The sequence below is a fragment of the Oerskovia gallyi genome, assembly GCF_014836745.1.
Classification (GTDB): Bacteria; Actinomycetota; Actinomycetes; order Actinomycetales; family Cellulomonadaceae; genus Oerskovia; species Oerskovia paurometabola.
The window spans coordinates 97,199-122,101 of sequence record NZ_JACSQE010000001.1; the positions used below are offsets into that span (position 1 = coordinate 97,199).

The 24,903-nt window shown below is 71.0% G+C and carries 20 protein-coding genes; 14 read left to right on the forward strand and 6 right to left on the reverse strand.

Annotation, left to right across the window (positions count from 1 at the left end):
- The first annotated feature begins 396 nt into the window (after positions 1-396).
- Positions 397-1,656: a PhoH family protein gene (locus H9640_RS00395; RefSeq protein WP_404821879.1), complete on the forward strand. Its 1,260-nt coding sequence runs from the start codon at positions 397-399 to the stop codon at positions 1,654-1,656.
- Positions 1,657-1,729: 73 nt separating this feature from the next.
- Here the strand turns inward: H9640_RS00395 and H9640_RS00400 are convergent, their stop codons facing one another.
- A complete protein-coding gene (locus H9640_RS00400) occupies positions 1,730-3,106 on the reverse strand; it encodes an FUSC family protein (RefSeq protein WP_191788782.1) in 1,377 nt (458 codons plus the stop codon).
- Between the two features lie 73 nt (positions 3,107-3,179).
- Here H9640_RS00400 and H9640_RS00405 point away from each other — a divergent pair, with 73 nt between their 5' ends.
- Both H9640_RS00405 and H9640_RS19500 read left to right on the forward strand, forming a co-directional pair.
- Positions 3,180-3,668 carry a MarR family winged helix-turn-helix transcriptional regulator gene (locus H9640_RS00405; protein ID WP_191788783.1) on the forward strand — a complete coding sequence of 163 codons (489 nt, stop codon included), beginning with the start codon at positions 3,180-3,182 and terminating at the stop codon, positions 3,666-3,668.
- Between the two features lie 102 nt (positions 3,669-3,770).
- Complete coding sequence (locus tag H9640_RS19500) at positions 3,771-4,280, forward strand: VanZ family protein (protein WP_191788784.1); 510 nt, start codon at positions 3,771-3,773, stop codon at positions 4,278-4,280.
- A gap of 114 nt (positions 4,281-4,394) precedes the next feature.
- Here the strand turns inward: H9640_RS19500 and H9640_RS00415 are convergent, their stop codons facing one another.
- Both H9640_RS00415 and H9640_RS00420 read right to left on the reverse strand, forming a co-directional pair.
- Positions 4,395-5,804 carry a class II fumarate hydratase gene (locus tag H9640_RS00415; RefSeq protein WP_191788785.1) on the reverse strand — a complete coding sequence of 470 codons (1,410 nt, stop codon included), beginning with the start codon at positions 5,802-5,804 and terminating at the stop codon, positions 4,395-4,397.
- 103 nt (positions 5,805-5,907) lie between these two features.
- Positions 5,908-6,585, reverse strand: a complete 678-nt coding sequence (locus H9640_RS00420; protein ID WP_275581462.1) for a carbonic anhydrase — start codon at positions 6,583-6,585, stop codon at positions 5,908-5,910.
- A 240-nt stretch (positions 6,586-6,825) separates the two neighbouring features.
- Here H9640_RS00420 and H9640_RS00425 point away from each other — a divergent pair, with 240 nt between their 5' ends.
- The 4 genes from H9640_RS00425 (at position 6,826) to H9640_RS00440 (ending at position 11,378) form a co-directional block, all read left to right on the forward strand.
- Complete coding sequence (locus tag H9640_RS00425; protein WP_318243574.1) at positions 6,826-8,121, forward strand: extracellular solute-binding protein; 1,296 nt, start codon at positions 6,826-6,828, stop codon at positions 8,119-8,121.
- Between the two features lie 65 nt (positions 8,122-8,186).
- Complete coding sequence (locus H9640_RS00430; RefSeq protein WP_225226531.1) at positions 8,187-9,116, forward strand: carbohydrate ABC transporter permease; 930 nt, start codon at positions 8,187-8,189, stop codon at positions 9,114-9,116.
- The gene (locus H9640_RS00435; RefSeq protein ID WP_400273279.1) at positions 9,116-9,967 is read left to right on the forward strand and encodes a carbohydrate ABC transporter permease; all 852 of its coding nucleotides are present in this window, start codon (positions 9,116-9,118) and stop codon (positions 9,965-9,967) included. The genes H9640_RS00430 and H9640_RS00435 overlap by 1 nt, the downstream gene beginning before the upstream one ends.
- 142 nt (positions 9,968-10,109) lie before the next feature.
- The gene (locus H9640_RS00440) at positions 10,110-11,378 is read left to right on the forward strand and encodes an ABC transporter ATP-binding protein (protein ID WP_191788788.1); all 1,269 of its coding nucleotides are present in this window, start codon (positions 10,110-10,112) and stop codon (positions 11,376-11,378) included.
- Positions 11,379-11,394: 16 nt separating this feature from the next.
- Here the strand turns inward: H9640_RS00440 and H9640_RS00445 are convergent, their stop codons facing one another.
- Positions 11,395-11,664 carry an exodeoxyribonuclease VII small subunit gene (locus H9640_RS00445; RefSeq protein ID WP_191788789.1) on the reverse strand — a complete coding sequence of 90 codons (270 nt, stop codon included), beginning with the start codon at positions 11,662-11,664 and terminating at the stop codon, positions 11,395-11,397.
- Between the two features lie 96 nt (positions 11,665-11,760).
- Entirely contained in the window at positions 11,761-13,047 is a 1,287-nt protein-coding gene (xseA, locus tag H9640_RS00450) for an exodeoxyribonuclease VII large subunit (protein WP_191788790.1), read from the reverse strand.
- A gap of 171 nt (positions 13,048-13,218) precedes the next feature.
- Here xseA and H9640_RS00455 point away from each other — a divergent pair, with 171 nt between their 5' ends.
- Positions 13,219-14,238 (forward strand): 4-hydroxy-3-methylbut-2-enyl diphosphate reductase, encoded by a 1,020-nt coding sequence (locus tag H9640_RS00455; RefSeq protein WP_191788791.1) that lies wholly within the window; start codon positions 13,219-13,221, stop codon positions 14,236-14,238.
- 67 nt (positions 14,239-14,305) lie between these two features.
- Here H9640_RS00455 and rmuC read toward each other — a convergent pair whose 3' ends face one another.
- A complete protein-coding gene (rmuC, locus tag H9640_RS00460; protein WP_191788792.1) occupies positions 14,306-15,907 on the reverse strand; it encodes a DNA recombination protein RmuC in 1,602 nt (533 codons plus the stop codon).
- A 164-nt stretch (positions 15,908-16,071) separates the two neighbouring features.
- Between rmuC and H9640_RS00465 the strand changes: the two genes are divergently transcribed.
- The 6 genes from H9640_RS00465 to H9640_RS00490 all read left to right on the forward strand — a co-directional run bounded on the left by H9640_RS00465 (position 16,072) and on the right by H9640_RS00490 (position 24,817).
- A complete protein-coding gene (locus H9640_RS00465; RefSeq protein WP_191788793.1) occupies positions 16,072-16,968 on the forward strand; it encodes an ABC transporter ATP-binding protein in 897 nt (298 codons plus the stop codon).
- Positions 16,950-18,536, forward strand: coding sequence for a hypothetical protein (locus H9640_RS00470; RefSeq protein ID WP_191788794.1), 1,587 nt, complete (start codon positions 16,950-16,952; stop codon positions 18,534-18,536). The genes H9640_RS00465 and H9640_RS00470 overlap by 19 nt, the downstream gene beginning before the upstream one ends.
- Positions 18,537-18,698: 162 nt before the next feature.
- The gene (ychF, locus tag H9640_RS00475; RefSeq protein WP_191788795.1) at positions 18,699-19,784 is read left to right on the forward strand and encodes a redox-regulated ATPase YchF; all 1,086 of its coding nucleotides are present in this window, start codon (positions 18,699-18,701) and stop codon (positions 19,782-19,784) included.
- A 332-nt stretch (positions 19,785-20,116) separates the two neighbouring features.
- The gene (locus H9640_RS00480; protein WP_191788796.1) at positions 20,117-21,964 is read left to right on the forward strand and encodes an ABC transporter family substrate-binding protein; all 1,848 of its coding nucleotides are present in this window, start codon (positions 20,117-20,119) and stop codon (positions 21,962-21,964) included.
- Between the two features lie 289 nt (positions 21,965-22,253).
- On the forward strand, positions 22,254-23,729 hold the full coding sequence (locus H9640_RS00485; RefSeq protein WP_318243575.1) for an ABC transporter permease: 1,476 nt from the start codon (positions 22,254-22,256) through the stop codon (positions 23,727-23,729).
- Positions 23,726-24,817 (forward strand): ABC transporter permease, encoded by a 1,092-nt coding sequence (locus H9640_RS00490; protein ID WP_191788798.1) that lies wholly within the window; start codon positions 23,726-23,728, stop codon positions 24,815-24,817. The genes H9640_RS00485 and H9640_RS00490 overlap by 4 nt, the downstream gene beginning before the upstream one ends.
- Positions 24,818-24,903: the final 86 nt, after the last annotated feature.

Below are 24,903 nucleotides of genomic sequence, written 5' to 3' on the forward strand. Positions count from 1 at the left end.
CCGTCCCAGGGGGTGGGCGGGACGTCCTCGTGTGAACGGCAGGTGACATCTCGGACGTGCGGCGTGTTGCCTCGACACGGGAGAACGACACGGGCGTAGTTTCGAACGTGACGGACGACACACGTCGTCCTCCGGGAGGCCATCCGATGGAGTTTCTGCTCCGCGCAGGAGGGCCGGCACCGGCCTTTCGTCGGCCGGTCGCCCGCCCCACCCAGCGAGAACGGCGCCGTGCGCCGGAGGGAGCCTGCTGTGGTCCGAACCGCCTCTGCTTCTGGAGCTGCACCCGACGTCACGGGCGTCGCGTCCCCTGACCCGACGAGCCCCGACCCCGCGAGCTGTGCGGGTCGTCGCACCTTCGTCATCGACACGTCCGTGCTCCTGTCCGACCCGCGAGCGATGCTCCGCTTCGCCGAGCACGACGTCGTCCTCCCCGTCGTCGTCATCACCGAGCTCGAGGCCAAGCGCCACCACGCCGAGCTCGGGTACTTCGCCCGCAGCGCGCTGCGCATGCTCGACGACCTGCGGGTCAAGCACGGTCGCCTCGACGCCCCGCTGCCCGTCGGCGCGGTCGGCGGGACGCTGCGCGTCGAGCTCAACCACACGGACCCGGCGGTGCTCCCCGCCGGGTTCCGCCTGGGCGACAACGACACACGCATCCTGTCGGTCGCGGCCAACCTCGCGAGCGAGGGCTGCGACGTGACCGTGGTGTCCAAGGACCTGCCCATGCGGGTCAAGGCCTCCGCGGTGGGGTTGCGCGCCGAGGAGTACCGGGCCGAGCTCGCGATCGACTCGGGCTGGACGGGCATGGGCGAGATCGACGTGAGCGACGAGCAGATGGCCGACCTGTGGGAGCACGAGTCGGTCGAGCTCTCGGGCCTCGACCCGGCCGCTGTCGCGGCCGCCGAGCCGCTCCTGGTCCACTCGGGGCTCGTGATCCACTCGCCACGGGGCTCGGCGCTCGGCCGGGTCACGGCCGACAAGCACGTGCAGCTCGTCCGGGGGGACCAGGACGTGTTCGGCGTGCACGGCCGCTCGGCCGAGCAGCGCATCGCGATCGACCTGCTGCTCGACGAGGAGATCGGGATCGTGTCGCTCGGTGGCCGGGCCGGGACGGGCAAGTCGGCGCTCGCGCTGTGCGCGGGCCTCGAAGCGGTGCTGGAGAAGCAGCAGCACCGCAAGATCATGGTCTTCCGCCCCCTGTACGCCGTGGGCGGCCAGGAGCTCGGTTACCTGCCCGGCTCCGAGGCCGAGAAGATGAACCCGTGGGCGCAGGCGGTGTTCGACACCCTGGGCGCGCTCGTGTCCAAGGACGTCATGGACGAGGTCGTGGACCGCGACGTCCTGGAGGTCCTGCCCCTGACCCACATCCGCGGGCGCTCGCTCCACGACGCGTTCGTCATCGTCGACGAGGCCCAGTCCCTCGAGCGGAACGTCCTCCTCACGGTGCTCTCGCGCATCGGCCAGTCCTCCCGCGTGGTCCTCACGCACGACGTCGCCCAGCGCGACAACCTGCGCGTGGGGCGCCACGACGGTGTCGCGGCCGTGATCGAGGCGCTCAAGGGGCACCCGCTGTTCGCGCACGTGACCCTGACGCGGTCCGAGCGCTCGCCCGTCGCGGCGCTCGTGACCGAGATGCTGGAGAGCATCGAGGTCTGAGGACCGGGCGCTCCGGGCCCGTGTCGTGGCCCCGGCCCTCGGGGACCGGGGTCACGAGCGGTCGCCCTGCCGCTCAGGCCGCGGCCGACGCGGCGTCCCGTCGCGCTGGGCGGCGCCGGGCGTGGACCAGCACGACCGCGAGGACGCCGACGACCGCGCCCACCGCCGTGTCGAGGGCCCGGTCGAGCGCGATGCCCTCGCTCGACCCGCCGAGCGAGGTCATGAGCAGGGCCATGGGCGTGATGGTCAGCATCGCGAGGCCGTAGTGGCGCCCGACGACGATCTCGGTGACGACCTGCAGTCCCACGACGAGGGCTGCGGTCGCCCAGAAGCCGAGGTGCAGGTCGAGCAGCGGCCACGCGATCAGGGCGCCCGCGACCGTGCCGAGGGCCCGCTGGAGCGCACGGACCACGGCGTGCTGCGTCGTCGTGCCCTGGAGCGTCGCGGTCGCACCCATCGCGGCCCAGGCCGGGTGCCCGAACCCTGCGACGTGCGCGACCGCCGCCGCGGCGGCAGCCGCGAGCGTCACGCGCACCGAGCGCAGCCGCCAGCCCGCTCCCGCGAGGGACTCGCGCGCGGTCGCGCGCAGGCTCAGGCGAGGTGGCAGGTCGGCGGGCGTCCCGGCGGCCCCCGAGAGCTCGTCGGCGAGGCGCAGCGCGGTCGCGCGCGTGCGGCGGTGCGACGCGTCGTCGGCGAGGACGGTCCGCGCGAGGGCCACGGCGTCGCGCGCCCGCCCGACGGCGCTGCGGTCGTCGGGGGCGAGGGCTGCGGCCTCGGCGGCGAGGGTCGCGCGACGCACGGCGAGCCGCGCCGGGCCGCTCGGCCGGAGCACGAATCCCGCGACGCACACGACCCAGGCGACGCCGACGCCCAGGAGCCCGGCGAGCCCCCGGGGTGCGAGGTCGGCGAACGTGGGCGCTCCTGCCAGGCCCGCACCGGCCGCGAAGACGACGATCGTGGCGCCCGGCGGGCCCGTGCGCAGCAGCTGGCACAGCGCGGTCATGCCGCCCGCGAGCAGCGCGACGACCGCGAGCGCGACCCAGGTCGGGGCGCCGGCCGCGGCGACCGCCGTCGTGAGCAGGATCGAGCCGACCATGATCGCGCCGACCGACGCGAGCAGCGCGGCGCGGCGCCGGTACGGGTCGAAGCGCCCGTACAGCGAGGTCAGGGCGCCGAGGGCGGCGAAGCCTGCGAGGTCCTGATGGCCGCTCGTCGCGGCGATCACGAGCGTGATCGCCACGCTCGCCCCGCACAGCAGGGCGGCGACGAGCGTCGCGTCGACCGAGGTGAGCCGCAGGGCGGCGCGCAGGTGCGCGGGGTCGAGGACCTCGCGCGCGGCGGTGCGGACCTGCGAGCGGTGGGCGGTCGTCGTCGGCCGGGTCGTCGGTGCCTGCTGGGGCACCGTGGTCGTGGGGGTGGACGGGGGAGCGAGGGGCGGGGAGGGTGGCATCCCGTCCAGGATACGCCTCGTTCGTAGATGTTTCACATGTGAACTATTTGGAGCGAGGCCCTAGGCTGGCCCCGTGGACTACGTGGAGCGCCTGCGGGCGCAGTGGGTCGAGCGGCTGCCCGACGTCGACTTCTCGCCCGTCGACTCGATCGGCAGGATCACGCGCATCGCGGCGCTCCTGGCCGAGTCGAGCGACGCGGCCCTCGCGCAACGCTCCCTGACCCGGCCCGAGTTCGAGGTCCTCGCCGCGCTCCGTCGCGCGGGACGCCCCCTGCGGGCCCGCGAGGTCACGACCATCACGCGCGCGCCCGGCGCCTCGATCACCAAGCGGCTCGACCACCTCCAGCGCGAGGGGCTGGTCGAGCGGACCGTGGTCGAGCGCGACCGGCGCGGGGTGCTGCTCTCGCTGACCGAGGAGGGCGAACGGCTCGTCGACGAGCTCTTCCCCGCCCAGCTCGACCGCGAACGTGCGGCGCTCGACGGGCTCACCGACGACCAGCGGGAACGGCTCGGCGAGCTGCTCGCGATCGTGCTGAGACGGGTGGACCCGGTCGACTACTGAGCCGGTGGGGCCCCGAAGAACGGTGCGCGTCGCCGGTGGCATCGCGGTGGCGGGCTACGGTGGGGCGCTCGTACCCGACTCGGCTGAAAGCGTCCTCGCACCGTGATCTCCACCCTCCTGGTCCAGTACCCGTGGTTCTCCCCGGCGGTCCTCGCTCTGCTCGTGATCGCCGGCCCGGTCGCAGGCAGGTGGCTGTACGGGCGCCCACACGTCGCGTGGGTCCTGTTCGGGATCTCGCTCGTGCCGATCGTGCTGCTCACGCTCGTCCCGTCCGGTCGGGAGATCGTCGAACGGTGCGCCGTCGCCTGGGCGCTGCCCACGTTCGGCCGCGTCGAGCTCATGGCCAACGTCATCCTCTTCGTGCCGCCCGTCCTGCTCGCTGCGATCGCGAGCCGCCGCCCGCTGGTCGCGTTCCTCGGTGGCGTCGCGGGCTCCGCCGCGGTCGAGCTGGTGCAGGCGCTGGCCCCCGCGCTCGGTCGCTCGTGCGACACGAACGACTGGCTCACCAACTCGATCGGTGCCGCGATCGGTACCGTCCTGGCCGGTGCCGCGATCTGGGCCGCCCGACGTTCGCCCGCGCAGGAGCTCGTCGCGAACCACGGGGCCGAGTAGCGCTCAGCTGCCCGGAACGACGAACGGCGTGGGCCGGGTGACAAGCACCCGGCCCACGCCGTTCGTCGTTCCTCCTGAGGCGCCGCCCTCTCGGGCAGGAGCCTCAGCGAACGGTCACGCCTGCGGCGGGCGCGTCATCGACAGGACGTCGAGCGCCTTGTCGAGCTGCTCCTCGGTGACCTCGCCGCGCTCGACGAAGCCCAGGTCGATCACGGCCTCGCGGACCGTGAGGCCCTGCTTGACCGAGTGCTTGGCGACCTTGGCCGCCGCCTCGTAGCCGATCACGCGGTTGAGCGGCGTGACGATCGACGGCGAGGACTCCGCGAGCGCACGCGCACGCTCGACGTTGGCCGTGATGCCCACGACCGTCTTGTCCGCGAGGACGACCGACGCGTTCGAGAGCAGGCGGATCGACTCGAGCACACCGAGGGCGATGACGGGGATCTGCACGTTGAGCTCGAAGCTCCCCGACGCGCCGGCCCAGGCCACGGTCGCGTCGTTGCCGATCACGCGCGCGGCGATCATGAGGACGGCCTCGGGCACGACCGGGTTGACCTTGCCCGGCATGATCGACGAACCGGGCTGCAGGTCGGGGATGAAGATCTCGCCCAGGCCGGTGTTGGGGCCAGAGCCCATCCAGCGCAGGTCGTTGCAGATCTTCGTGATCGAGACCGCGATGGTGCGCAGCGCGCCCGAGAGCTCGACGAGCCCGTCACGCGAGCTCTGCGCCTCGAAGTGGTCGCGCGCCTCGGTCAGCGGCAGGCCCGTGTCCTCGACCAGCAGCGCGATGACCCGCTGCGGGAAGCCGGCCGGGGTGTTGATGCCTGTGCCGACGGCCGTCCCGCCCAGGGGCACCTCGGCCGCGCGGGGGAGCGCCGACTGCAGACGCTCGATCCCGTAGCGCATGGCCGCGGCGTACCCGCCGAACTCCTGGCCGAGCGTGACGGGGGTCGCGTCCATGAGGTGCGTGCGACCCGACTTCACGACCGTCGCGAACTCGGCCGCCTTGGCCTCGAGGGCCTCCGCGAGGTGCGTCAGGGCCGGGACCAGGTCGTGCACCACGCCCGCGGTCGCGGCCAGGTGCACCGACGTCGGGAAGACGTCGTTCGACGACTGCGAGGCGTTGACGTGGTCGTTCGGGTGGACCTCGCGGCCCAGCGAGCGCGTCGCGAGCGTCGCGAGGACCTCGTTGGTGTTCATGTTCGACGACGTGCCGGAGCCCGTCTGGAAGATGTCGATCGGGAAGTGGGCGTCGTGGGCGCCCGAGGCGACCTCGTCGGCGGCTGCCACGATGGCGGCCGCGACGTCCTCGTCGAGCACCCCCAGCTCGGCGTTCGCGCGCGCGGCAGCCTTCTTGACGCGAGCGAGGGCCTCGATGTGGCTGCGCTCGAGAGGAGTGCCCGACAGCGGGAAGTTCTCCACGGCGCGCTGCGTCTGCGCGCGGTAGAGGGCGGCCGCGGGGACGCGGACCTCACCCATGGTGTCGTGCTCGATGCGGTAGTCGGAAGCTTCGGCAGAAGTCATGGGCCTAATGGTGCCGCACCGGGACGGGTGTTCTCGAACCGGTCCGTCCACGACCCGCGAGCGGAGCGTCGGGCAGGTCCCGCCCGCGGGCGGGACCCGGGACTCACACGTCCGGGGTGTCGCCGACCTCGCCCACGACCTCGACCAGCCGGGCACGGCCGTCCGCGAGCGTGTACTCGACGCCGACGATCGCGAGCCGTCCCTCGGCGACCGCGTCGGCGAGCGCCGCGGAGTAGCCGTGCAGCATGTCCACGGTGTGGCGCACGTGCTCACGACGCAGCGTGTCGGGGTCGACGGCGGACACGCCACCCTTGCTGCTCGTGATGTTGACGATCGAGGGGATGACCCGGTCGACGACCGCGCGGACGAACCCGTCTGCCTGCTCGCCCGTCGCCAGCGTGTGGGCGGCCGCCGCGATCGCACCGCAGCTGTCGTGGCCGAGCACGACCACGAGCGGCGTGCCGAGGATGTTGACCCCGTACTCGATCGACCCGATCACCGTGGTGTCCAGGACGTGACCCGCGGTCCGCACGACGAACACGTCACCGAGCCCCTGGTCGAAGATGATCTCGGCCGCGACGCGCGAGTCCGCGCAGCCGAAGATCACCGTGTGGGGGTGCTGGGCCACGCTCACCTCGGCGCGACGCGCGGCGCCCTGCGACGGGTGCTCCATCTCGTCCCGCACGAAGCGCCCGTTGCCGTCGCGGAGCTGGGCCCAGGCCTCGGCAGGGGTCATGGAGGTGGTCTCGGGGGTGCTGCTCGTCGTCGTCACAACCTCCATGTTCGCTCACCTCGGGCCGTGCCGTGCGCAGCGTTCACGATCTGACCACCCCCCCTGGACACCCTGGACCCCCCTGGACCCCCCCTGGACACCCGGACGTGCGCACCCGGGCGAGCGGCGCCGTCGGGCACGGTGGAAATGTCGCTCGCGTGGCGAGACGTCCCGGAACCGGGTACCCCTAGAAGGAGGAACCAACCGAGGACGGGCGCAGCGATGCGCTCGTTGGAAGAAGGGGAGACCGTGCACCGACGCACCCGGGCACTCGCCGCGGCGCTGGCCGTCGCGACGATCGTGCCGCTCGCCGCGTGCAGCACCGGGGAGGGCTCCGGCCCACCCGTGCTCACCTGGTACATCAACCCGGACAACGGGGGGCAGGCCGAGATCGCGGCGTCCTGCAGCGACGCCTCGGGCGGCGCGTACAGCATCGAGACTTCGCTGCTGCCGCGCGACGCCGCGGCCCAGCGCGAACAGCTCGCGCGCCGCCTCGCGGCCAAGGACTCGTCGATCGACCTCATGAGCCTCGACCCGCCGTTCATCCCCGAGCTCGCCGAGGCGGGCTTCCTCGCCCCCGTGCCCGACGACGTCGCGACCGCGACGACCCAGGACGTCGTGCAGGGCGCGATCGACGGCTCGACGTGGAAGGACGAGCTCGTCGCGATCCCGTTCTGGGCCAACACGCAGCTCCTCTGGTACCGCAAGTCCGTCGCCGAGGCCGCGGGGCTCGACCTCACGCAGCCCGTGACGTGGGACCAGATCATGACCGCGGCGCAGGACCAGGACAAGTACCTCGCGGTGCAGGGTGCCAAGGCCGAGTCGCTGACCGTGTGGATCAACGCGCTCGTCGAGTCCGCCGGCGGGCAGATCCTCGAGAACCCCGAGGCCCCCGCCGACGAGCTCACGCTCGGCCTGGAGACCGACGCAGGCCGCGCCGCCGCGCGGATCATCGGCGAGATCGGGAGCTCGGGCCTCGGCGGCCCGGGCCTGCCGAGCGAGGACGAGTCCGCGTCGCTGACCCTCTTCCAGGGGGACAAGGGCTCGTTCATGGTCAACTGGCCGTTCGTGTGGTCCTCGACCCTGAGCGGCGTCGAGGCGGGCTCGCTCGAGCAGTCCCTGCTCGACGACTTCGGCTGGACGACGTACCCGCAGGTGGTCGAAGGGCAGGACACGCGCCCGCCCTACGGCGGCATCAGCCTCGGCGTCGGGGCGTTCAGCGAGCACACCGACCTGTCCTACGAGGCCGCGCAGTGCATCGTGAGCGCCGAGAACCAGGCCGCCTACTTCGTGTCCGACGGGAACCCCGCGGCGAACACCGCGGCCTACGACGACCCCGCCGTGCAGGAGGCCTACCCCATGTACGACGTGATCCGGCAGTCGCTCGAACAGGCCGCGCCCCGGCCGCAGACGCCGTTCTACAACGAGGTCTCCACGGGCCTCCAGCAGACGTGGTACCCGCCCGCGAGCGTGACCGAGGACGGCACGCCCGTGAAGTCGACCGACTTCATCACCGCCGTCCTGCGAGGGGAGCGACTGCTGTGAGCACCGACACCCGGGGCGCCCACCCCGCCCAGCCGTCCAGGCCCGAGCCGGACCCCGCGCCCGACCTGACTCCCGACAAGAAGGCCAAGGCCGCGCGCAGCGACCGGGCCCGGGCCGAGGCGCGGCTCGGCTGGTACCTCGCGGGACCCGCGTTCGTCGTCATGCTGGCCGTGACGCTCTACCCGATCCTCCAGGCCGTCTACGACTCGCTGTTCAACTACAAGCTCACGGCCCCCGACGACCGCTCGTTCGTGGGCCTCGGCAACTACGTCGTGATCCTCACCGACCCCGTCTGGTGGCGCGACTTCGCCGTGACGTTCTTCATCATGGTCGTGTCCGTGGTCGTCGAGCTCGTCCTGGGCTTCGCGCTCGCGCTCGTCATGCACCGCGCGATCAAGCGCCTTCGCGGGCTCCTGCGCACCGCGATCCTCGTGCCCTACGGCATCATCACCGTGGTCTCGGCGTTCGCGTGGTTCTACGCGTTCGACATCACCTCCGGGTACGTCAACAGCTGGTTCGACTGGGTCCCCGGGATCGGGCCGGACCTCAACTGGTTCGCCCACCAGGGCACGAGCCTGTTCGTCATCATCGCGTCCGAGGTGTGGAAGACCACGCCGTTCATCTCGCTCCTTCTGCTCGCGGGCCTCGCTCAGGTCCCGGGCGAGCTCGAGGAGGCCGCGAAGGTCGACGGCGCCACGGCCTGGCAGCGCTTCTCGCGCGTGATCGTGCCCAACATGAAGGCCGCGATCATGGTCGCCGTCCTGTTCCGCGCGCTCGACGCGTTCCGCATCTTCGACAACGTCTTCATCATGACCAACGGCGCGAACAACACGGAGGTGCTGTCCTTGCTGGCCTACCGGACCTCGATCGGGCAGCTCCAGATCGGCATGGGCTCGGCGATCTCCGTGCTGCTGTTCCTGTGCGTGATCGGGATCTGCTTCGTCGCGATCAAGCTGTTCAAGGTGGATCTGGCCGGCGCGAGAGGGGAGCGATGATGGGTAGCGTCCTGAGCACCCGGGCCCGCGTGTGGTGGGCCGTCATCACGGTCGTCGTCCTCGTGGGGGCGCTGTTCCCGGTCCTGTCGATCCTCATGACGAGCTTCAAGGGACCGAGCGACCTCAACTCCGGCACGTTCCTGCCGCCGCAGTGGAGCACCGACAACTACGAGCAGATCCTGTCCTCGGGCGGCTCGGCGCAGGAGCTGTTCCTGTCGGCGCTGCGCAACTCGGTCGGCATCTCGCTCATCGCGACCGCGATCGCGGTCGTCCTCGCGACGCTCGCCGCGTACGCGATCGCACGCCTGAACTTCCCGGGCAAGCGCCTGATCCTCACGACCGCGCTGGGCGTCTCGATCTTCCCCGTGGTCTCGATCGTCACGCCCCTGTTCAACCTGTGGCGCAACATCGGCCTCTACGACACGTGGCTCGGCCTGATCATCCCGTACCTGTCGCTGACGCTCCCGATCTCCATCTGGACCCTCGCGGCGTTCTTCCGCCAGATCCCGTGGGAGCTCGAGCAGGCCGCGCAGGTCGACGGCGCCACGCCGTGGCAGGCGTTCCGCAAGGTCATCGTGCCGCTCGCCGCGCCGGGCGTGTTCACCACGGCGCTCATCGCGTTCTTCATCGCGTGGAACGACTTCATCTACGGCATCTCGCTCACGTCCACGAGCGCGGCCCGGCCCGTGCCGGCGGCCCTGGCGTTCTTCACGGGCGCGTCGTACTTCGAGGAGCCCACCGGTGCCATCTCGGCTGCGGCCGTGGTCGTGACCATCCCCGTGGTGATCCTCGTGGTGCTGTTCCAGCGCCAGATCGTCTCCGGCCTGACGCAGGGGGCGGTCAAGGGATGAGCGCCACGATCCGCCCGACGGCGCCGCCCACCCCGTGCGGGCAGGGCGCCCGCGCGTACGGGCCCGGGCCCGCACCTTGGCCTGGGCTCCGGCCCCGCCCCCGAAACCTTCGCCGCCCGTCCCCCGACCGAGGAGAGAGCTGATGGCCTCCATCACCCTCAAGAACATCGTCAAGAAGTACGGCGACGGGTTCCCCGCCGTCAAAGGCGTCAGCATCGACATCGCGGACGGCGAGTTCGTGATCCTCGTCGGCCCCTCGGGCTGCGGGAAGTCGACGCTGCTGCGCATGATCGTCGGCCTCGAGGACATCACCTCGGGCGACCTGCTGATCGACGGCGAGCGTGTCAACGAGAAGGCCCCGCGCGACCGCGACCTCGCGATGGTCTTCCAGAACTACGCGCTCTACCCGCACCTGACGGTCGCCGAGAACATCGCGTTCCCGCTGCGCCTGACCAAGGGCAAGTTCACCGACGCCGAGATCCGCGAGAAGGTCGAGCACGCGGCCGACCTCCTCGACCTGAACGAGCACCTCGACCGCAAGCCCGCCAACCTGTCCGGCGGGCAGCGCCAGCGCGTCGCGATGGGTCGGGCGATCGTGCGCGACGCCAAGGCGTTCCTGTTCGACGAGCCCCTGTCCAACCTCGACGCCAAGCTGCGCGGGCAGATGCGCACCGAGATCGCGCGCCTCCAGCGACGCCTCGCGACCACGACGGTCTACGTGACGCACGACCAGACCGAGGCCATGACGCTCGGCGACCGCGTCGCCGTCCTGCGCAAGGGCGAGCTCCAGCAGATCGCGAGCCCGCGCGCGCTGTACGAGCAGCCCGTCAACCTGTTCGTCGCGGGGTTCATCGGGTCCCCGCCCATGAACTTCCTGCCGGGCGAGGTCTCCGGGAGCAGCATGGAGCTGCCCTTCGGCACGTTCGAGCTGCCCGAGCGGATCGTCTCGGCGATCGGGGGGCGCGAGCTCGTGATCGTGGGGCTGCGCCCCGAGCACTTCGAGGACGCGCGCCTCGTCGACCCGACCAAGAAGGACCGGGGGCGGACGTTCGACGCGCAGATCGACGTGACCGAGTGGCTCGGCGCCGAGCTCTACGCCTACGTGCCGTTCGAGATGCACGCCTCGGTCGCGGCCCAGCTCGAGGAGCTCGACCGTGAGCTCGACGGCGAAGGACTGCGCACCCAGTTCGTCGTCGCGCTCAACTCGGCGTCCCGGGTGCGCGACGGCGACACGACCGAGCTCTGGTTCGACCCGGACAAGATGATGGTCTTCGACCCCGAGACGGGCGAGAACCTCACGCACGACCAGGACGAGGTGGACCGGCTCGACAAGGAGAACGAGGAGGACCGGCGCGCCTCGCTCGAACGGGCTCAGGCGCAGTCCGAGGGTCAGGCGCGCAAGAGCGCGTGACCCCCGGGCGTCCCGGTCAGTCGTCCTCGGTGCCGGCGTCCTGCGCGTCGACCGAGGTGGTCGGGGCGCCGTCTGCCGCCCGGGCCGACGCAAGACGTTCACGTGCGCCGTCGAGCCACTGCTGGCACCGGGCCGCGAGGGCCTCGCCGCGCTCCCACAGGGCGAGCGAGGCCTCGAGCGGTTCGCCGCCGGCCTCGAGGCGGGACACGACCTGGACCAGCTCGTCGCGCGCCTGCTCGTACGTGAGCGCTGCGACGTCGGCGGGGGGCGGGGTGGTGCTGCTCATGGTGGAGGGCCTTCCTGGGCTGAGGGTCTGGGGCGTCGGCGGAGAGTGGGACGGTGGGCTGGGAGCGCTGGGCCCGGCCCGGCCGGAGGGATCGGGTCAGCGCACGGTCGCGTCGATCGCGCCGCTCGCGAGGCGCACGTGCAGGGCGTCGCCGGGGCTCACGTCCTCGGGGGACCGGACGATCCCGCCGTCGGGTCCGTGCACGACGGCGTAGCCCCGTTCGAGCGTCGACGCGGGGGACAGTGCGCGCACCTGGGCCGCGAGGCGGTCGACCTCGCCGTGCGCGCGGAGCAGGATCGCGTCGAGCGAGCGGCGGGCCCGGTCCCGGGCCGCGAGCACCTGCTGCTCGCGTGTGGAGATCATGGTCTCGGGGGCCGCGAGGACCGGACGAGAGCGAGCGCTGTCGAGACGCGACTGCTCACGCTGGAGCTGGTGCGTGATCGCGGCCCGGATCCGTGACCGGGCCTGCAGCACGCGCGCACGCTCCTCGCCCACGTCGGGCACGATGCGCTTGGCCGCGTCCGTGGGCGTCGAGGCGCGGTAGTCCGCGACCAGGTCGAGGAGCGGGGTGTCGGTCTCGTGGCCGATCGCGCTGACCAGGGGAGTGCGGCACGCAGCCGCAGCCCGGACGAGCGCCTCGTTGCTGAACGGCAGGAGGTCCTCGACCGCGCCACCGCCGCGCGCGACCACGATCACGTCGACGTCGGGGCGCGCGTCGAGCTCGGCGATCGCGGCGCTCACCTGCGAGACCGCGCTCGCGCCCTGCACCGCGACCTCGCGGATCTCGAAGCGCACCTGGGGCCAGCGTGCGCGGGCGTTGACGACGACGTCGTGCTCGGCCTTGGACTCGCGGCCGCACACGAGGCCCACGACAGCGGGCAGGAACGGGAGCGGGACCTTGCGGTCCGCGTCGAACAGGCCCTCGGCCGCGAGGATGCGCTTGAGGTGCTCGATCCGGGCCAGGAGCTCGCCGATCCCGACCGTGCGGACCTCGCTCGCCTGGAGCTGGAACGAACCGCGCTTGGGCCAGAACACGGGCTTGGCGTGGACGACGACGTGCGCTCCCTCGGCGAGCGGCGTGCTCGCTGCGTCGAAGACCCGGGCCATCGCGGCGACCGGGAGGGACATGTCGGCGTCCGTGTCACGGAGCGTGAGGAAGGCCATCGAGGCGCCGGGACGACGGGTGAGCTGCACGACCTGCCCCTCGACCCAGACCGGCGACATCTTGTCGATGTACGCGGTGATCTTGCTCGACAGGAGCCGGACGGGCCAGGGGTGCTCGGCGCTCGTGTCGAGGGCCCGGACGGGGAGCGCGGTCGGCTGTGCGGGCGGCTGTACGGGGGAGGCCGGGGGGCCGGTGGGGTCGGCGGGTCGGTCGGTCACGGGTCAAGCCTGCCTCATGGGTGTGACAGGCGCCGATCCCGCACGCACCCGCCGGTCTTGGCCGGCGGACCCGTGGGGATCCTGTGGAGTTGCTGCCAGGACATGGCCCGGAGCCTGCCCGGACCCGGCCGCCAGGCCGAGCGCCGCAGACCCGTCACCTAGACTTGTGGCGTGACTTCCCCGACTGGTAAGCGTGTCCTCCTCGCCGCCCCCCGCGGCTACTGCGCGGGCGTCGACCGTGCGGTGATCGCGGTCGAGAAGGCGCTCGAGCACTACGGTGCCCCCGTGTACGTCCGCAAGGAGATCGTGCACAACAAGTACGTCGTCGAGTCGCTGAGCGACAAGGGCGCGGTCTTCGTCGACGAGACCGACGAGGTGCCCGAGGGCGCGCGCGTCGTGTTCTCGGCGCACGGCGTCTCGCCCGCGGTCCACGAGGCGGCCGCCCAGCGCAACCTCCAGACGATCGACGCGACGTGCCCCCTGGTCACCAAGGTGCACAAGGAGGCCGTGCGCTTCGCGGCGGACGACTACGACATCCTGCTGATCGGCCACGAGGGCCACGAGGAGGTCGAGGGCACCGCAGGCGAGGCCCCGGACCACGTCCAGATCGTCAACTCGCCCGACGACGCCGCGAACGTCACGGTCCGCGACCCGGAGAAGGTCGTGTGGATCTCGCAGACGACGCTGTCGGTCGACGAGACCATGGAGACGGTCGACCGCCTGCGCGAGCGGTTCCCGACGCTGCAGAACCCGCCGTCGGACGACATCTGCTACGCGACGCAGAACCGTCAGGTCGCGGTGAAGAAGCTCGCGCCCGCGTGCGAGCTCGTGATCGTGGTCGGCTCGGCGAACTCGTCGAACTCGGTGCGTCTCGTCGAGGTCGCCCTGGGCGCCGGCGCGGACGCGTCGTACCGCATCGACCGCGCACAGGAGATGGACGAGTCGTGGCTCGAGGGCGTGACGACCGTCGGTGTGACCTCGGGGGCCTCGGTCCCGGAGATCCTCGTGAACGACGTCCTGGCGTACCTGGCCGAGCGCGGCTACGGCGACGTGCAGGAGGTGCGCACCGCGACCGAGGACCTCATGTTCTCGCTCCCCAAGGAGCTGCGCGCGGACCTCAAGGCCGCGGGCAACGCGCCTGCGCGCCCGCGTCGCGAGAACCGCACGGCGCTCTCGGTCGAGCCCGTCTGACGCCGGCTCGCTGACGTGCACGAGGCCCGTCCCGGATGCTCCGGGACGGGCCTCGTCCGTCGTCACGTCAGGACGCGTCCGCTCCCCGGTCGCGTTCGTGCCGCCCGGGGGCGTTGATGGTCCCGAGCATCCCGGCGTCGAGCGGGCCCTGCTCGTCGTCGTCCGCCGGAGCGGCGCCTGCGCGCGACCCCGGGATCTCGTCGATCGCGACGAAGCTCTCGTGGACCGAGGCGAGGAGCTCGGGGGCGCTCACCGCGCTGAGCTGCGGGTTGGCCGCGGCGGGGGTCTCGAGGTCCTCGTCGACGACGTTGAGGTCGGCGAACCGGCGCGCGCTCACGAGCACGCGCGTCTCGAGGGACGCGACGGTCTTGTTGTACGACTCGGCGGCTCCCTGGATCGACCGGCCGAGCTTGGCGAGGTGGGTGCCCATGACGGCGAGGCGCCCGTGGAGCTCCTTGCCGAGCGTGAGGACCTGCTGGGCGTTCGCGGCGAGCGCGTCCTGCCGCCAGGCGTAGGCGACGGTCCGCAGCAGAGCGATCATGGTCATGGGGGCCGCGATGATGACGTTCTTCGCGACCGCGTACTCCAGGATCGAGGGGTCCTGCTCGATCGCGGCCGACAGGAACGACTCGGCGGGGACGAACATGACGACGAACTCCGGCGCGGGGCTGAACTGGTCCCAGTACCGCTTGCCCGCGAGGTCGTCGATGTGCTTGCGGAAGTGGCGTGCGTGCGCGGCGAGCCGTTCCTCCCGGACACGGGGGTCGGTGGTCTGCTGCGCGTCGAGGTAGCCGAGGAAGGCGACCTTGGCGTCGACCACGATGTTCTTGCCGCCTGCGAGCTTGATGACCATGTCGGGGCGCAGCGCACCGTCGTCGGTGCTGACCTGGTCCTGCTCCATGAAGTCGACGTGGGGGATCATGCCCGCGGCCTCGACGACGCGGCGCAGCTGGAGCTCGCCCCAGGCGCCGCGGACCTGCGAGGAGCGCAGCGCGGTCACGAGCTGGGCGGTCTCGGCGCGCAGTGCCTCGGAGTCGTGGCGCATGCCGCGGACCTGCTCGGCGAGCGTGCCGTGGGCCTCGCGGCGCGCCTGCTCTGCGGCGGAGACCTCGGCCTTGACCTGGTCGAGGGCCTTGCTGAGGGGCTCGACGAGCTGCTGCACGGCCTGCTCGCGCTTGGCGAGCTCGGCCTCCCCGACCTGCTGGCTGCGCTTGAAGCGCTCCTCGGCCTGCGTGAGGAACTGCTCGGAGCTGTTCGCGAGCGCCTTGCGCGCGAGGGCCTCGAACTGGGCCTCGAGCCGGGCCTGGTCGCCGCGGATCTCTGCGAGCCGCTTCTCGGAACCGGCGCGCAGCTCCTCGATCGCCCGCTCGTGGTTGGCGCGCTCGATGTCGAAGCGTTCGTCCGCGGCGCGCTCGGTGCCCGCGAGCTGGCGACCGAACGCCTCGCGCTCGGTCCGGAGCTGACGCTCGAACCCTTCACGCTCTGCGGCGAGGCGCTCGGCGAGGCCCGCGCCGCGCGCGGCCTCCTGCTGGGCCTGGGTCAGGAGCCCGGTGAGCCGGCCGATCTCGGCGCGCCCGGAGTCGGGGGAGGTGCGGCGCGCGAGCCAGCCCAAGAGGGCTCCCACGAGGAGTCCGACGACGAGCATGAGCCACGGCAGGGCGTTGTCCATGCCCGCACTCTGCCAGGTGGTACCCACACGGGACGGGGAGCTGCGTCGTCGGGCGCGTCGGAGGTCCTCGCGCGACGGCCCGCACGGGTGAATCCGGCTCCCACCTGGAAAGACGTGACATATCTCCTGGGGAGAGGCCGTCCGGCTCCACTAGGTTTGTCCGTATGGCCCACGATCCTGAGCCCCGCGACCAGTTCCCACCCGTCGACGACACCGCCCCGGCAGCACCCGCCGCGCCTGGCCTGCAGACCGCCGCGCCCGTGCTCGCCCCTGCGACGCCCACGCCTCCGACCGACGCGGCGGGCACGGCCCCCGCGCTGTCGGTGCGCGGGCTGTGGAAGAAGTTCGGCGAGAAGATCGCCGTGGCGGGCATCGACCTCGACGTCCCCGCCGGCTCGTTCTACGGGCTCGTCGGCCCCAACGGCGCGGGCAAGACGACCGCGCTGTCGATGGCCACGGGTCTGCTGCGCCCGGACTTCGGCTCGGTCCACGTGCACGGCCTGGACCTGTGGGCGAACCCGCTCGAGGGCAAGCGTCTGCTGGGCATCCTCCCGGACGGCGTGCGCCTGTTCGACCGGCTCACGGGCGCGCAGCTCATCACCTACGCGGGCCTGCTGCGCGGCATGGACCGCGAGACGGTCGCCGAGCGCACCGCGGACCTGCTCGAGGCCCTGGGCCTGGCGGCCGACGCGAACACGTTCGTGGTCGACTACTCGGCGGGCATGACCAAGAAGATCGCACTGGCCTCGGCGCTGATCCACGCCCCGAACCTGCTCGTGCTCGACGAGCCGTTCGAGGCCGTCGACCCGGTCTCCGCGGCCAACATCCGCGAGATCCTCAACGGCTACGTCGCGAGCGGCGGCACGGTCATCGTGTCCTCGCACGTCATGGACCTGGTCCAGCGCATGTGCGACCACGTCGCGGTCATCGCGGGCGGGCACGTGCTCGCGGCCGGCACCGTGGACGAGGTCCGCGCGGGCCAGAGCCTGGAGGACCGTTTCGTGGACCTCGTGGGCGGGCGTCACACGACGGAGGGGCTGTCGTGGTTGCGCACCTCGTAAGCCTCAAGCTCACCCTCCTGCGCAACACGCTCAAGAAGAGCGTGTGGCAGACGGTGGGGCTGGTCCTCGGCATCCTCTACGGGCTGGGCGTCATCTCGATGGCCCTGGTCGGCCTGACGGTCCTGGGCACCACGGCCCCCGAGGTGGCGGGCCAGATCATCACGATCGTCGGCTCGGTCGTCGTGCTCGCGTGGTGGATCGTGCCGCTGTTCGCGTTCGGCGTGGACGCGACGCTCGACCCGCAGCGCTTCGTGACGTTCGCGGTGCCGCAGCGTCAGCTCCTCGCGGGGCTCGCGGTCGCGGGTCTCGTGGGCATCCCGGGGATCGTGACGCTCGTCGCCTCGGCCGGGACGGCGCTCGCGTGGTGGCGTTCGCCGCTCGCGGCCGTGGCCGCGCTCGTGGGCGCGCTGCTCGCGGTCGCGCTGTGCGTCGTCGGGTCCCGTGCGACGACGACCGCGCTCGCCCCGCTGCTCGACTCGCGGCGCTACCGCGAGGTCCTGTCGATCGCGGCGTTCGTGCCGCTCATGCTCGCCGGGCCGATCATCGGCTGGGCGACGTCGGCGATCGCTCGCGGCCAGGAGGTGCTGCCGGTCATCGCGGACGTCCTGGGGTGGACGCCGTTCGGTGCGCCGTGGGCGGTCGCGTCCGCGGTGTCCGACGGCGCCTGGGGCCTCGCGCTCGTGCGGCTCGCCATCGCGGTGGTCGTCCTGGTCGCGGCGTGGGTCGTGTGGGACCGCGCGCTCGCCAAGGCCCTGGTCGCGCCGCACGGCGGCGCCTCGGCCGGCAAGTCCAAGGGGCTCGGCTGGTTCGACCGTTTCCCCGCGACGCCCGTGGGAGCCGTGGCGGCACGCTGCCTGACGTACTGGTTCCGGGACCCGCGCTACTCGGGTTCGATCGCCGTGGTCCCGCTGCTCCCGGTCCTGCTGTGGTTCGTCGGGTCGAGCATGCGGGCCGACGGCGGCGACGGGTTCGTCGAGCTCATGCTCGTGCTGGGCCCGGTCACGGCCTTCACGTTCGGGTTCGCGATCTCGGCGGACGTCGCGTACGACCACACGGCGTTCTGGACCCAGGTGTCGTCGGGCGTGAGCGGGTTCGCGGACCGCGCGGGCCGTGTGGTCGCGGCCGCGGTCATCGGGGTGCCGGTCGTGCTGGTCTTCGCGGTGGGCTCGGTCGCGTTCACGGGGCGCTGGGACCTCCTGGTCGCCACGATCGGGCTGAGCCTGGGTGTGCTCGGTGCGGGGCTGGGCGTGTCGAGCGTGGTCTCGGCGCGCCTGCTCTACCCGGTACCGAAGCCGGGGGACAGCCCGTTCAAGTCTCCCCAGGGCGCCGCGATGGCGACGCTGGTCGCCCAGATGATCACGATGCTGGTCCTCACGGCGCTGTGCCTGCCGGCCGCGGGGCTGGCGCTCACGAACGTCCTGACGGGGGCGGCGGTCTGGGGCTGGCTCGCGCTGGTCGTGGGCGTCGGCCTCGGGGTGGTCTTCCTCGTGGTGGGCATGCGCTGGGGCGGCCGCCTGGTCGACCAGCGCGGACCGGAGCTCCTCCAGCAGGTCATGAGCTACAAGTAGGCGGTCCCCGCAGCGGCCCGACGGCGCCGCTCGCCCAGGTGCGCCCGTGCAGCAGTGCACGTGGTCGCCCGGCGCGAGCGGCGCCGTCGGGCCGTCCGGCCGTTCGGCCGCCTGCTCCGGCGCGAGCGGCGCGCACGGTCGCTCGGCGTAGACTCAGGCCCCGTGGCTCTAACTATCGGCATCGTCGGCCTGCCCAACGTCGGCAAGTCCACCCTCTTCAACGCCCTGACGCGCAACCAGGTCCTCGCGGCGAACTACCCGTTCGCGACGATCGAGCCGAACGTCGGCGTCGTGTCCCTCCCGGACCCGCGGCTGAACAAGCTCGCGGAGATCTTCGGCAGCGAGCGCATCCTGCCCGCGACCGTGTCCTTCGTGGACATCGCGGGCATCGTCAAGGGTGCGAGCGAGGGGGAGGGGCTCGGCAACAAGTTCCTCGCGAACATCCGTGAGGCGGACGCGATCTGCCAGGTGACCCGCGCGTTCGACGACCCCGACGTGATCCGCGTCGAGGGGTCGACGGACTCGGCGGACGACATCGAGACCATCAGCACCGAGCTGATCCTCGCGGACCTCCAGACCCTCGAGAAGGCGCTCCCGCGCCTCGAGAAGGAGGTCAAGATCAAGAAGGGCGACCCCGTCCTGCTCGCCGCGGCCCAGAAGGCGCAGACCCTGCTCGAGCAGGGCATCACCCTGTTCCAGGGCGCGAAGGCCGCCGGGCTGGACCTGGCCGAGATCGCGAGCCTTCAGCTCATGACGGCCAAGCCGTTCATCTACGTCTTCAACACCGACGACGCGGGCCTCGTGGACGAGGAGCGCAAGGCCGAGCTGCGCGCGCTCGTCGCGCCCGCGCAGGCGATCTTCCTCGACGCCAAGTTCGAGTCCGAGCTCGTCGAGCTCGAGCCCGAGGAGGCGGCCGAGATGCTCGCGGAGACGGGCCAGGAGGAGTCCGGTCTCGACCAGCTCGCGCGCGTCGGGTTCGACACGCTCGGCCTGCAGACCTATCTCACGGCCGGGCCCAAGGAGTCGCGCGCCTGGACCATCCGCAAGGGGTGGACCGCGCCGCAGGCGGCCGGGGTCATCCACACCGACTTCGAGCGTGGCTTCATCAAGGCCGAGGTGATCTCGTTCGACGACCTCGTCGAGACGGGCTCCGTGGCGGCGGCCCGGGCGGCCGGCAAGGCCCGCATCGAGGGCAAGGACTACGTGATGGTCGACGGCGACGTGGTGGAGTTCCGCTTCAACGTCTGACCCCTGGCGGGCCGCTATGAGGTCTGCCACATTCGCCGGTTATGGGACGGGCGCCGCCGCATCGTGAGACGCAGGGGGCGCCCGTCCTGTGTTTCCGGTCCGTTACGTACCGGTTTCTCCGGGTATCGAATGGGAAACAGCACCGTACCGGCCAGTATCAACTCGGTAACGATCGGCCGCTCGAAAGGTGCAACCGGGTGAAGTCGCCCATCTTGGTCGGTACCGTTGCCCCAAACCAATGGTGGGTCTCCCGCGAGTGTCGCCGAGCTCCGCGCGCAGTGCTGCTGCGGGGCACGTCGACGGGGAACCCACCATCCCCTTGAGGAGGAACATTGAAGATCTCACGGAAGTCTGCGGCTGTCGCAGCCGTGGCGGCGAGCGCACTGGCGCTCTCCGCGTGCGCCGGTGGGTCCGGCGACGGCAACAGCGACGACGGCGCAGGCATCAACGACAGCGAGAGCGTCAACATCGCGTGGAACCAGCCGTTCTACTCGTACAACGGCAACTCCATGACCGGTAACGCCACGGCGAACAACGTCGTGCTCTACCTCATGCGCGCCGGCTTCAACTACTACGACGAGGACCTGAACCTGGTTCCGGACGAGTCGTACGGCACGTACGAGAAGGTCTCCGACGACCCGCTGACGATCAAGTACACCTACGCGGACACCGCCGGCTGGTCCGACGGCGTCGCGGCCGGCCCCGCCGACCTCCTCCTCGAGTGGGTCGCCCAGACCGGTAAGTACAACAACGTCGAGCCGGAGTACGACGAGGAGACCGGCGAGGTCACGAACCAGGAGGCCGTCGACGCCGGCGTCTACTTCGACGCCTCGTCCCCGGGCATCTCGCTCGTGACCGACGTCCCCGTCATCGAGGACGACTCGATCACGTTCACCTACTCCAAGCCCTTCGCGGACTGGGAGACGGCGATCGCCCCGAACCTCCCGGCACACGTCGTGGGCCAGCGCGCGCTCGGCATCGAGGACGCTGCCGAGGCGAGCGACGCCGTCGTGAAGGCCATCCAGGACGGTGACATCGCGAGCCTGCAGAAGATCGCGAACGTCTGGAACAAGGACTTCAACTACACCGAGCTCCCCGACGACGAGAACCTCTACCTCTCGAGCGGCGCGTACGTCATGACGGACTTCGTCAAGGACCAGTACGTCACGCTGAAGGCCAACGAGTCGTACAAGGGCGAGCACAAGGCCGGCATCGACCAGGTCACCATCCGCTACAACGGCGACCCGATGGGCCAGGTCCAGGCACTGCAGAACGGTGAGGTCGACCTCATCAACCCGCAGTCCACGGCTGACATCCTCTCCGCGGTCGGTGCTCTCGACGGCGTCCAGGTCGAGTCCGCGACCGAGGGCACGTACGAGCACGTCGACCTGCAGTTCTCCAACGGTGGACCCTTCGACCCGGTCACCTACGGTGGCGACGCCGAGAAGGCCAAGAAGGTCCGCCAGGCGTTCCTCAAGACGGTCCCGCGCCAGCAGATCATCGACAACCTGATCAAGCCGCTGAACCCGGACGCCGAGATCCGCAACTCGTACACCACGGTCCCCGGCTCGCCCGCCTACGACGACATCGTCGCGGCGAACGGCCAGTCGCAGTACGACCAGGTCGACATCGAGGGCGCCAAGGCGCTCCTGGCCGAGGCCGGCGTCACCTCGCCCGTCTCCGTCCGCCTGCTGTTCGACCCCAACAACACGCGTCGTGTCAACCAGTCGCAGCTCATCACCGAGTCGGCCGCGCTGGCCGGCTTCACGGTCACGCCGTACCAGGTCCAGACCGACTGGGGCACGGACCTGAGCAGCGCGAAGTCGTTCTACGACGCGGCGCTCTTCGGCTGGCAGTCGACCTCGACCGCCGTGACCGAGTCGGACGCGAACTACCGCACCGGCGCGACGAACAACCACTACGGGTACTCCAACCCTGAGGTCGACGCGCTGTTCGACGAGCTGCAGACCGAGACCGACCCGGCCGAGCAGACCCGCATCCTCGGCGACGTCGAGAAGCACCTCGTCGACGACGCGTTCGGCGTGACCATCTTCCAGTTCCCGGGCGTCACCGCCTGGAACGAGTCCAAGATCTCGGGCGTCAAGCCGCTCACGATCGCCCCGGGCATCTTCTACGGGTTCTGGGACTGGACGACCGGCAACGCCGAGGCCAGCAAGTAGTACCGACTCCGTCAGGTGAGACGAGTCGCTCGCGGGGAGGGTGTGATCCCCTCCCCGCGAGCGCGTAAGATCTCCTCGGTCGGAGACGACGAGAGGGCGCCGGAAGCACCCATCCGGCGCCCTCGCGCGTGCCTGCACACGCCGGCCAGCAGTATCCGCCGTGCATCATCTGCCAGGCCGCGGAATAGAATGACTCGCTGATCGCGAGTCCTCAGTCGTCTGCGAGGTTTATCCCAACGTGTTGACGTTCATTACGCGCCGCCTTCTGGCCGGCATAGCCACTCTGTTCGTGGCCATCTTCTTGATGTACCTCCTGGTCGATCTGGCGATCGACCCCTTGGCCGACCTCCGGGAGTACCGCGGAGCGGACAAGGCGGCCCGCATCGCCGCACGCGAGGACATGCTCAACCTCGACACCAACGTCGTGGTGCGCTTCTTCCAGTGGCTCGGCCACGCCTTCCAGGGAGACTTCGGCATCGCCTGGCGCTCCGGGCAGGACGTCGGCACGATGGTCTCGCACGCGATCGGCTCGACCCTCCAGCTCGTGACGGCCGCCACGGTCCTGTCGCTGATCCTCGGTGTCTCGGTCGGTATCGTCAGCGCCCTGCGCCAGTACGCGACGTTCGACTACCTGATCATCTTCCTGTCCTTCCTGCTCTACTCGCTGCCCTCGTTCTGGGTCGCCGTCCTCCTCAAGCAGTGGGGGGCCATCGGGTTCAACGACTTCCTCGCGGACCCTGCCCTGTCGATACCGGTGCTTATCGGCATCGCAGCGCTCATGGGCCTGCTGTGGGTGCTCGCGATCGGCGGTTCGGTCACGCGCAGGCTGCAGACCTTCGGCCTGGCCTTCGCGGCCACGCTCGGCGTCATGCTCTACGTCCAGCTCACCGACTGGTGGTCCAGGCCGCAGCTGGGCCCCGTGCTGATCGCCCTCACCGGCGTCGGCTTCGCGTTCGCGCTGACCGCGCTCTCGGCGGGCCTCAAGAACCGCCGCGCGCTCTACACGGCTCTCGCGACCGTGGCCATCGGCGTCGCGCTCTACTACCCGCTCCAGGGCTTCTTCGACTCGGTCGCCCCGAGCCACCTCATGATGTTCGGCCTCGCGCTCGTCGCGATCGGCGTGGGCGTCCTGGTCGGCTACCTGTTCCGCGGACCCGACTGGGGCGTCTCCGCGCGCACCGGCGGCATCACGGCTTTCGTGGTCGCGGCCATGATCTACATCGACCGTGTCATGCAGGTCTGGCCCGCGTACGTCAACTCGAACGCGATCAACGGCCGTCCCATCGCGACGTTCGGTGACCGGACCCCGAACCTCGGCGGCAACTACTGGGTGCAGGTCCTCGACCAGTACACGCACCTGCTGCTGCCGACCCTGACGCTGATCCTGGTCGCCTTCGCGGGGTACACGCGCTACTCGCGCTCGAGCATGCTCGAGGTCATGAGCCAGGACTACATCCGTACGGCCCGCGCCAAGGGGCTGAGCGAGCGCACCGTCATCATGCGCCACGGCTTCCGCAACTCGTTGATCCCGCTCGCGACGATCGTGCCGATCGACGTCATCACGCTCATCGGCGGTGCGGTCGTCACGGAGCGGATCTTCAACAGGCCCGGCATGGGGGCGCTCTTCCTCAACTCGCTCCAGGAAGCTGAGATCGAGCCGGTCATGGCCTACCTCCTGATCACCGCTGCGCTCGCGATCATCGCCAACATCGTGGCGGACCTGATCTACGCTGCCCTCGACCCACGAATTCGGGTGAACGCATGAGTACCCCTCAGAACCCCCAGAACGGCGACGACTCGGTCACCATCGAGAACGCGATCGAGCTCAAGGACGTCGAAGGCCTGTCCCAGGGGCAGATCGTCCGCAGCCGGTTCTTCCGGCACAAGGGCGCCATGGTCGGGCTCGCCGTCCTCATCCTCGTCGTGCTGCTCGCCTTCACCTCGGTGGGCTTCGGCCCGGTGCCGGGATGGTGGCCGCAGGGTGCAGGGTCGGGCAAGGTCATCAACTCGGGCGGAGCGCCCACGTTGAGCATGCCCACCTGGCTCGGCGGGTCCGGCTTCGCCATCGGCGAGCACCCGTTCGGTCAGGACGAGAACGGGCACGACATGTTCTACTACGTCATGAAGGGCACCCAGACCTCGCTCGGGGTCATGTTCATCATCGGCACGATCGCGTGCGTGCTCGGTGTCCTGATCGGCTCGCTCTCGGGCTTCTTCCGTGGTCGCACCGACGGCGTCCTCATGCGTTTCACCGACCTCGTCATCACGGTCCCGACCATCGTGATCGGTGCCGTCATCGGCAAGATGGCAGGCTCCCTCAGTGCGGCGATCTTCGGTGCCGCGCTCGGCCTGATCCTCTGGCCGAGCCTGGCCCGTCTGGTGCGCGGTGAGTTCCTCAGCCTGCGCGAGCGGGAGTTCGTCGACGCGGCACGCGTCGCGGGCGCGTCCAACTCGCGCATCATCTTCAAGCACATCCTGCCGAACGCGATCGGTGTCATCATCGTCGCGACGACGCTGCTCATGAGCTCGGCGATCCTCCTCGAGACCGCGCTGAGCTACCTGGGCTTCGGGATCGTGGCACCCGACATCTCGCTCGGCCAGCTCATCAGCCAGTACCAGTCGTCGTTCGCGACGCGGCCCTGGCTGTTCTGGTGGCCCGGTCTGTTCATCGTCGTGATCGCGCTGTGCATCAACTTCATCGGCGACGGTCTGCGCGACGCGTTCGACCCGCGCCAGAAGCGCATCCCCTCGCAGCGCAAGATGGACCGCGCGGCCGGCAGGGCGCACGAGACCACGATCCCGTTGCAGGCCCAGGGCGGCCAGACGGGCATGGCCATGGGTGGCGGGAACTGACATGACCGGCCTCACGCCACCGGTGCCGGGGGGCCCCCCCCGGGGGGGGGGGCCCCCTTCCTCATGCCCTGTGGGCTGCGGTCAGG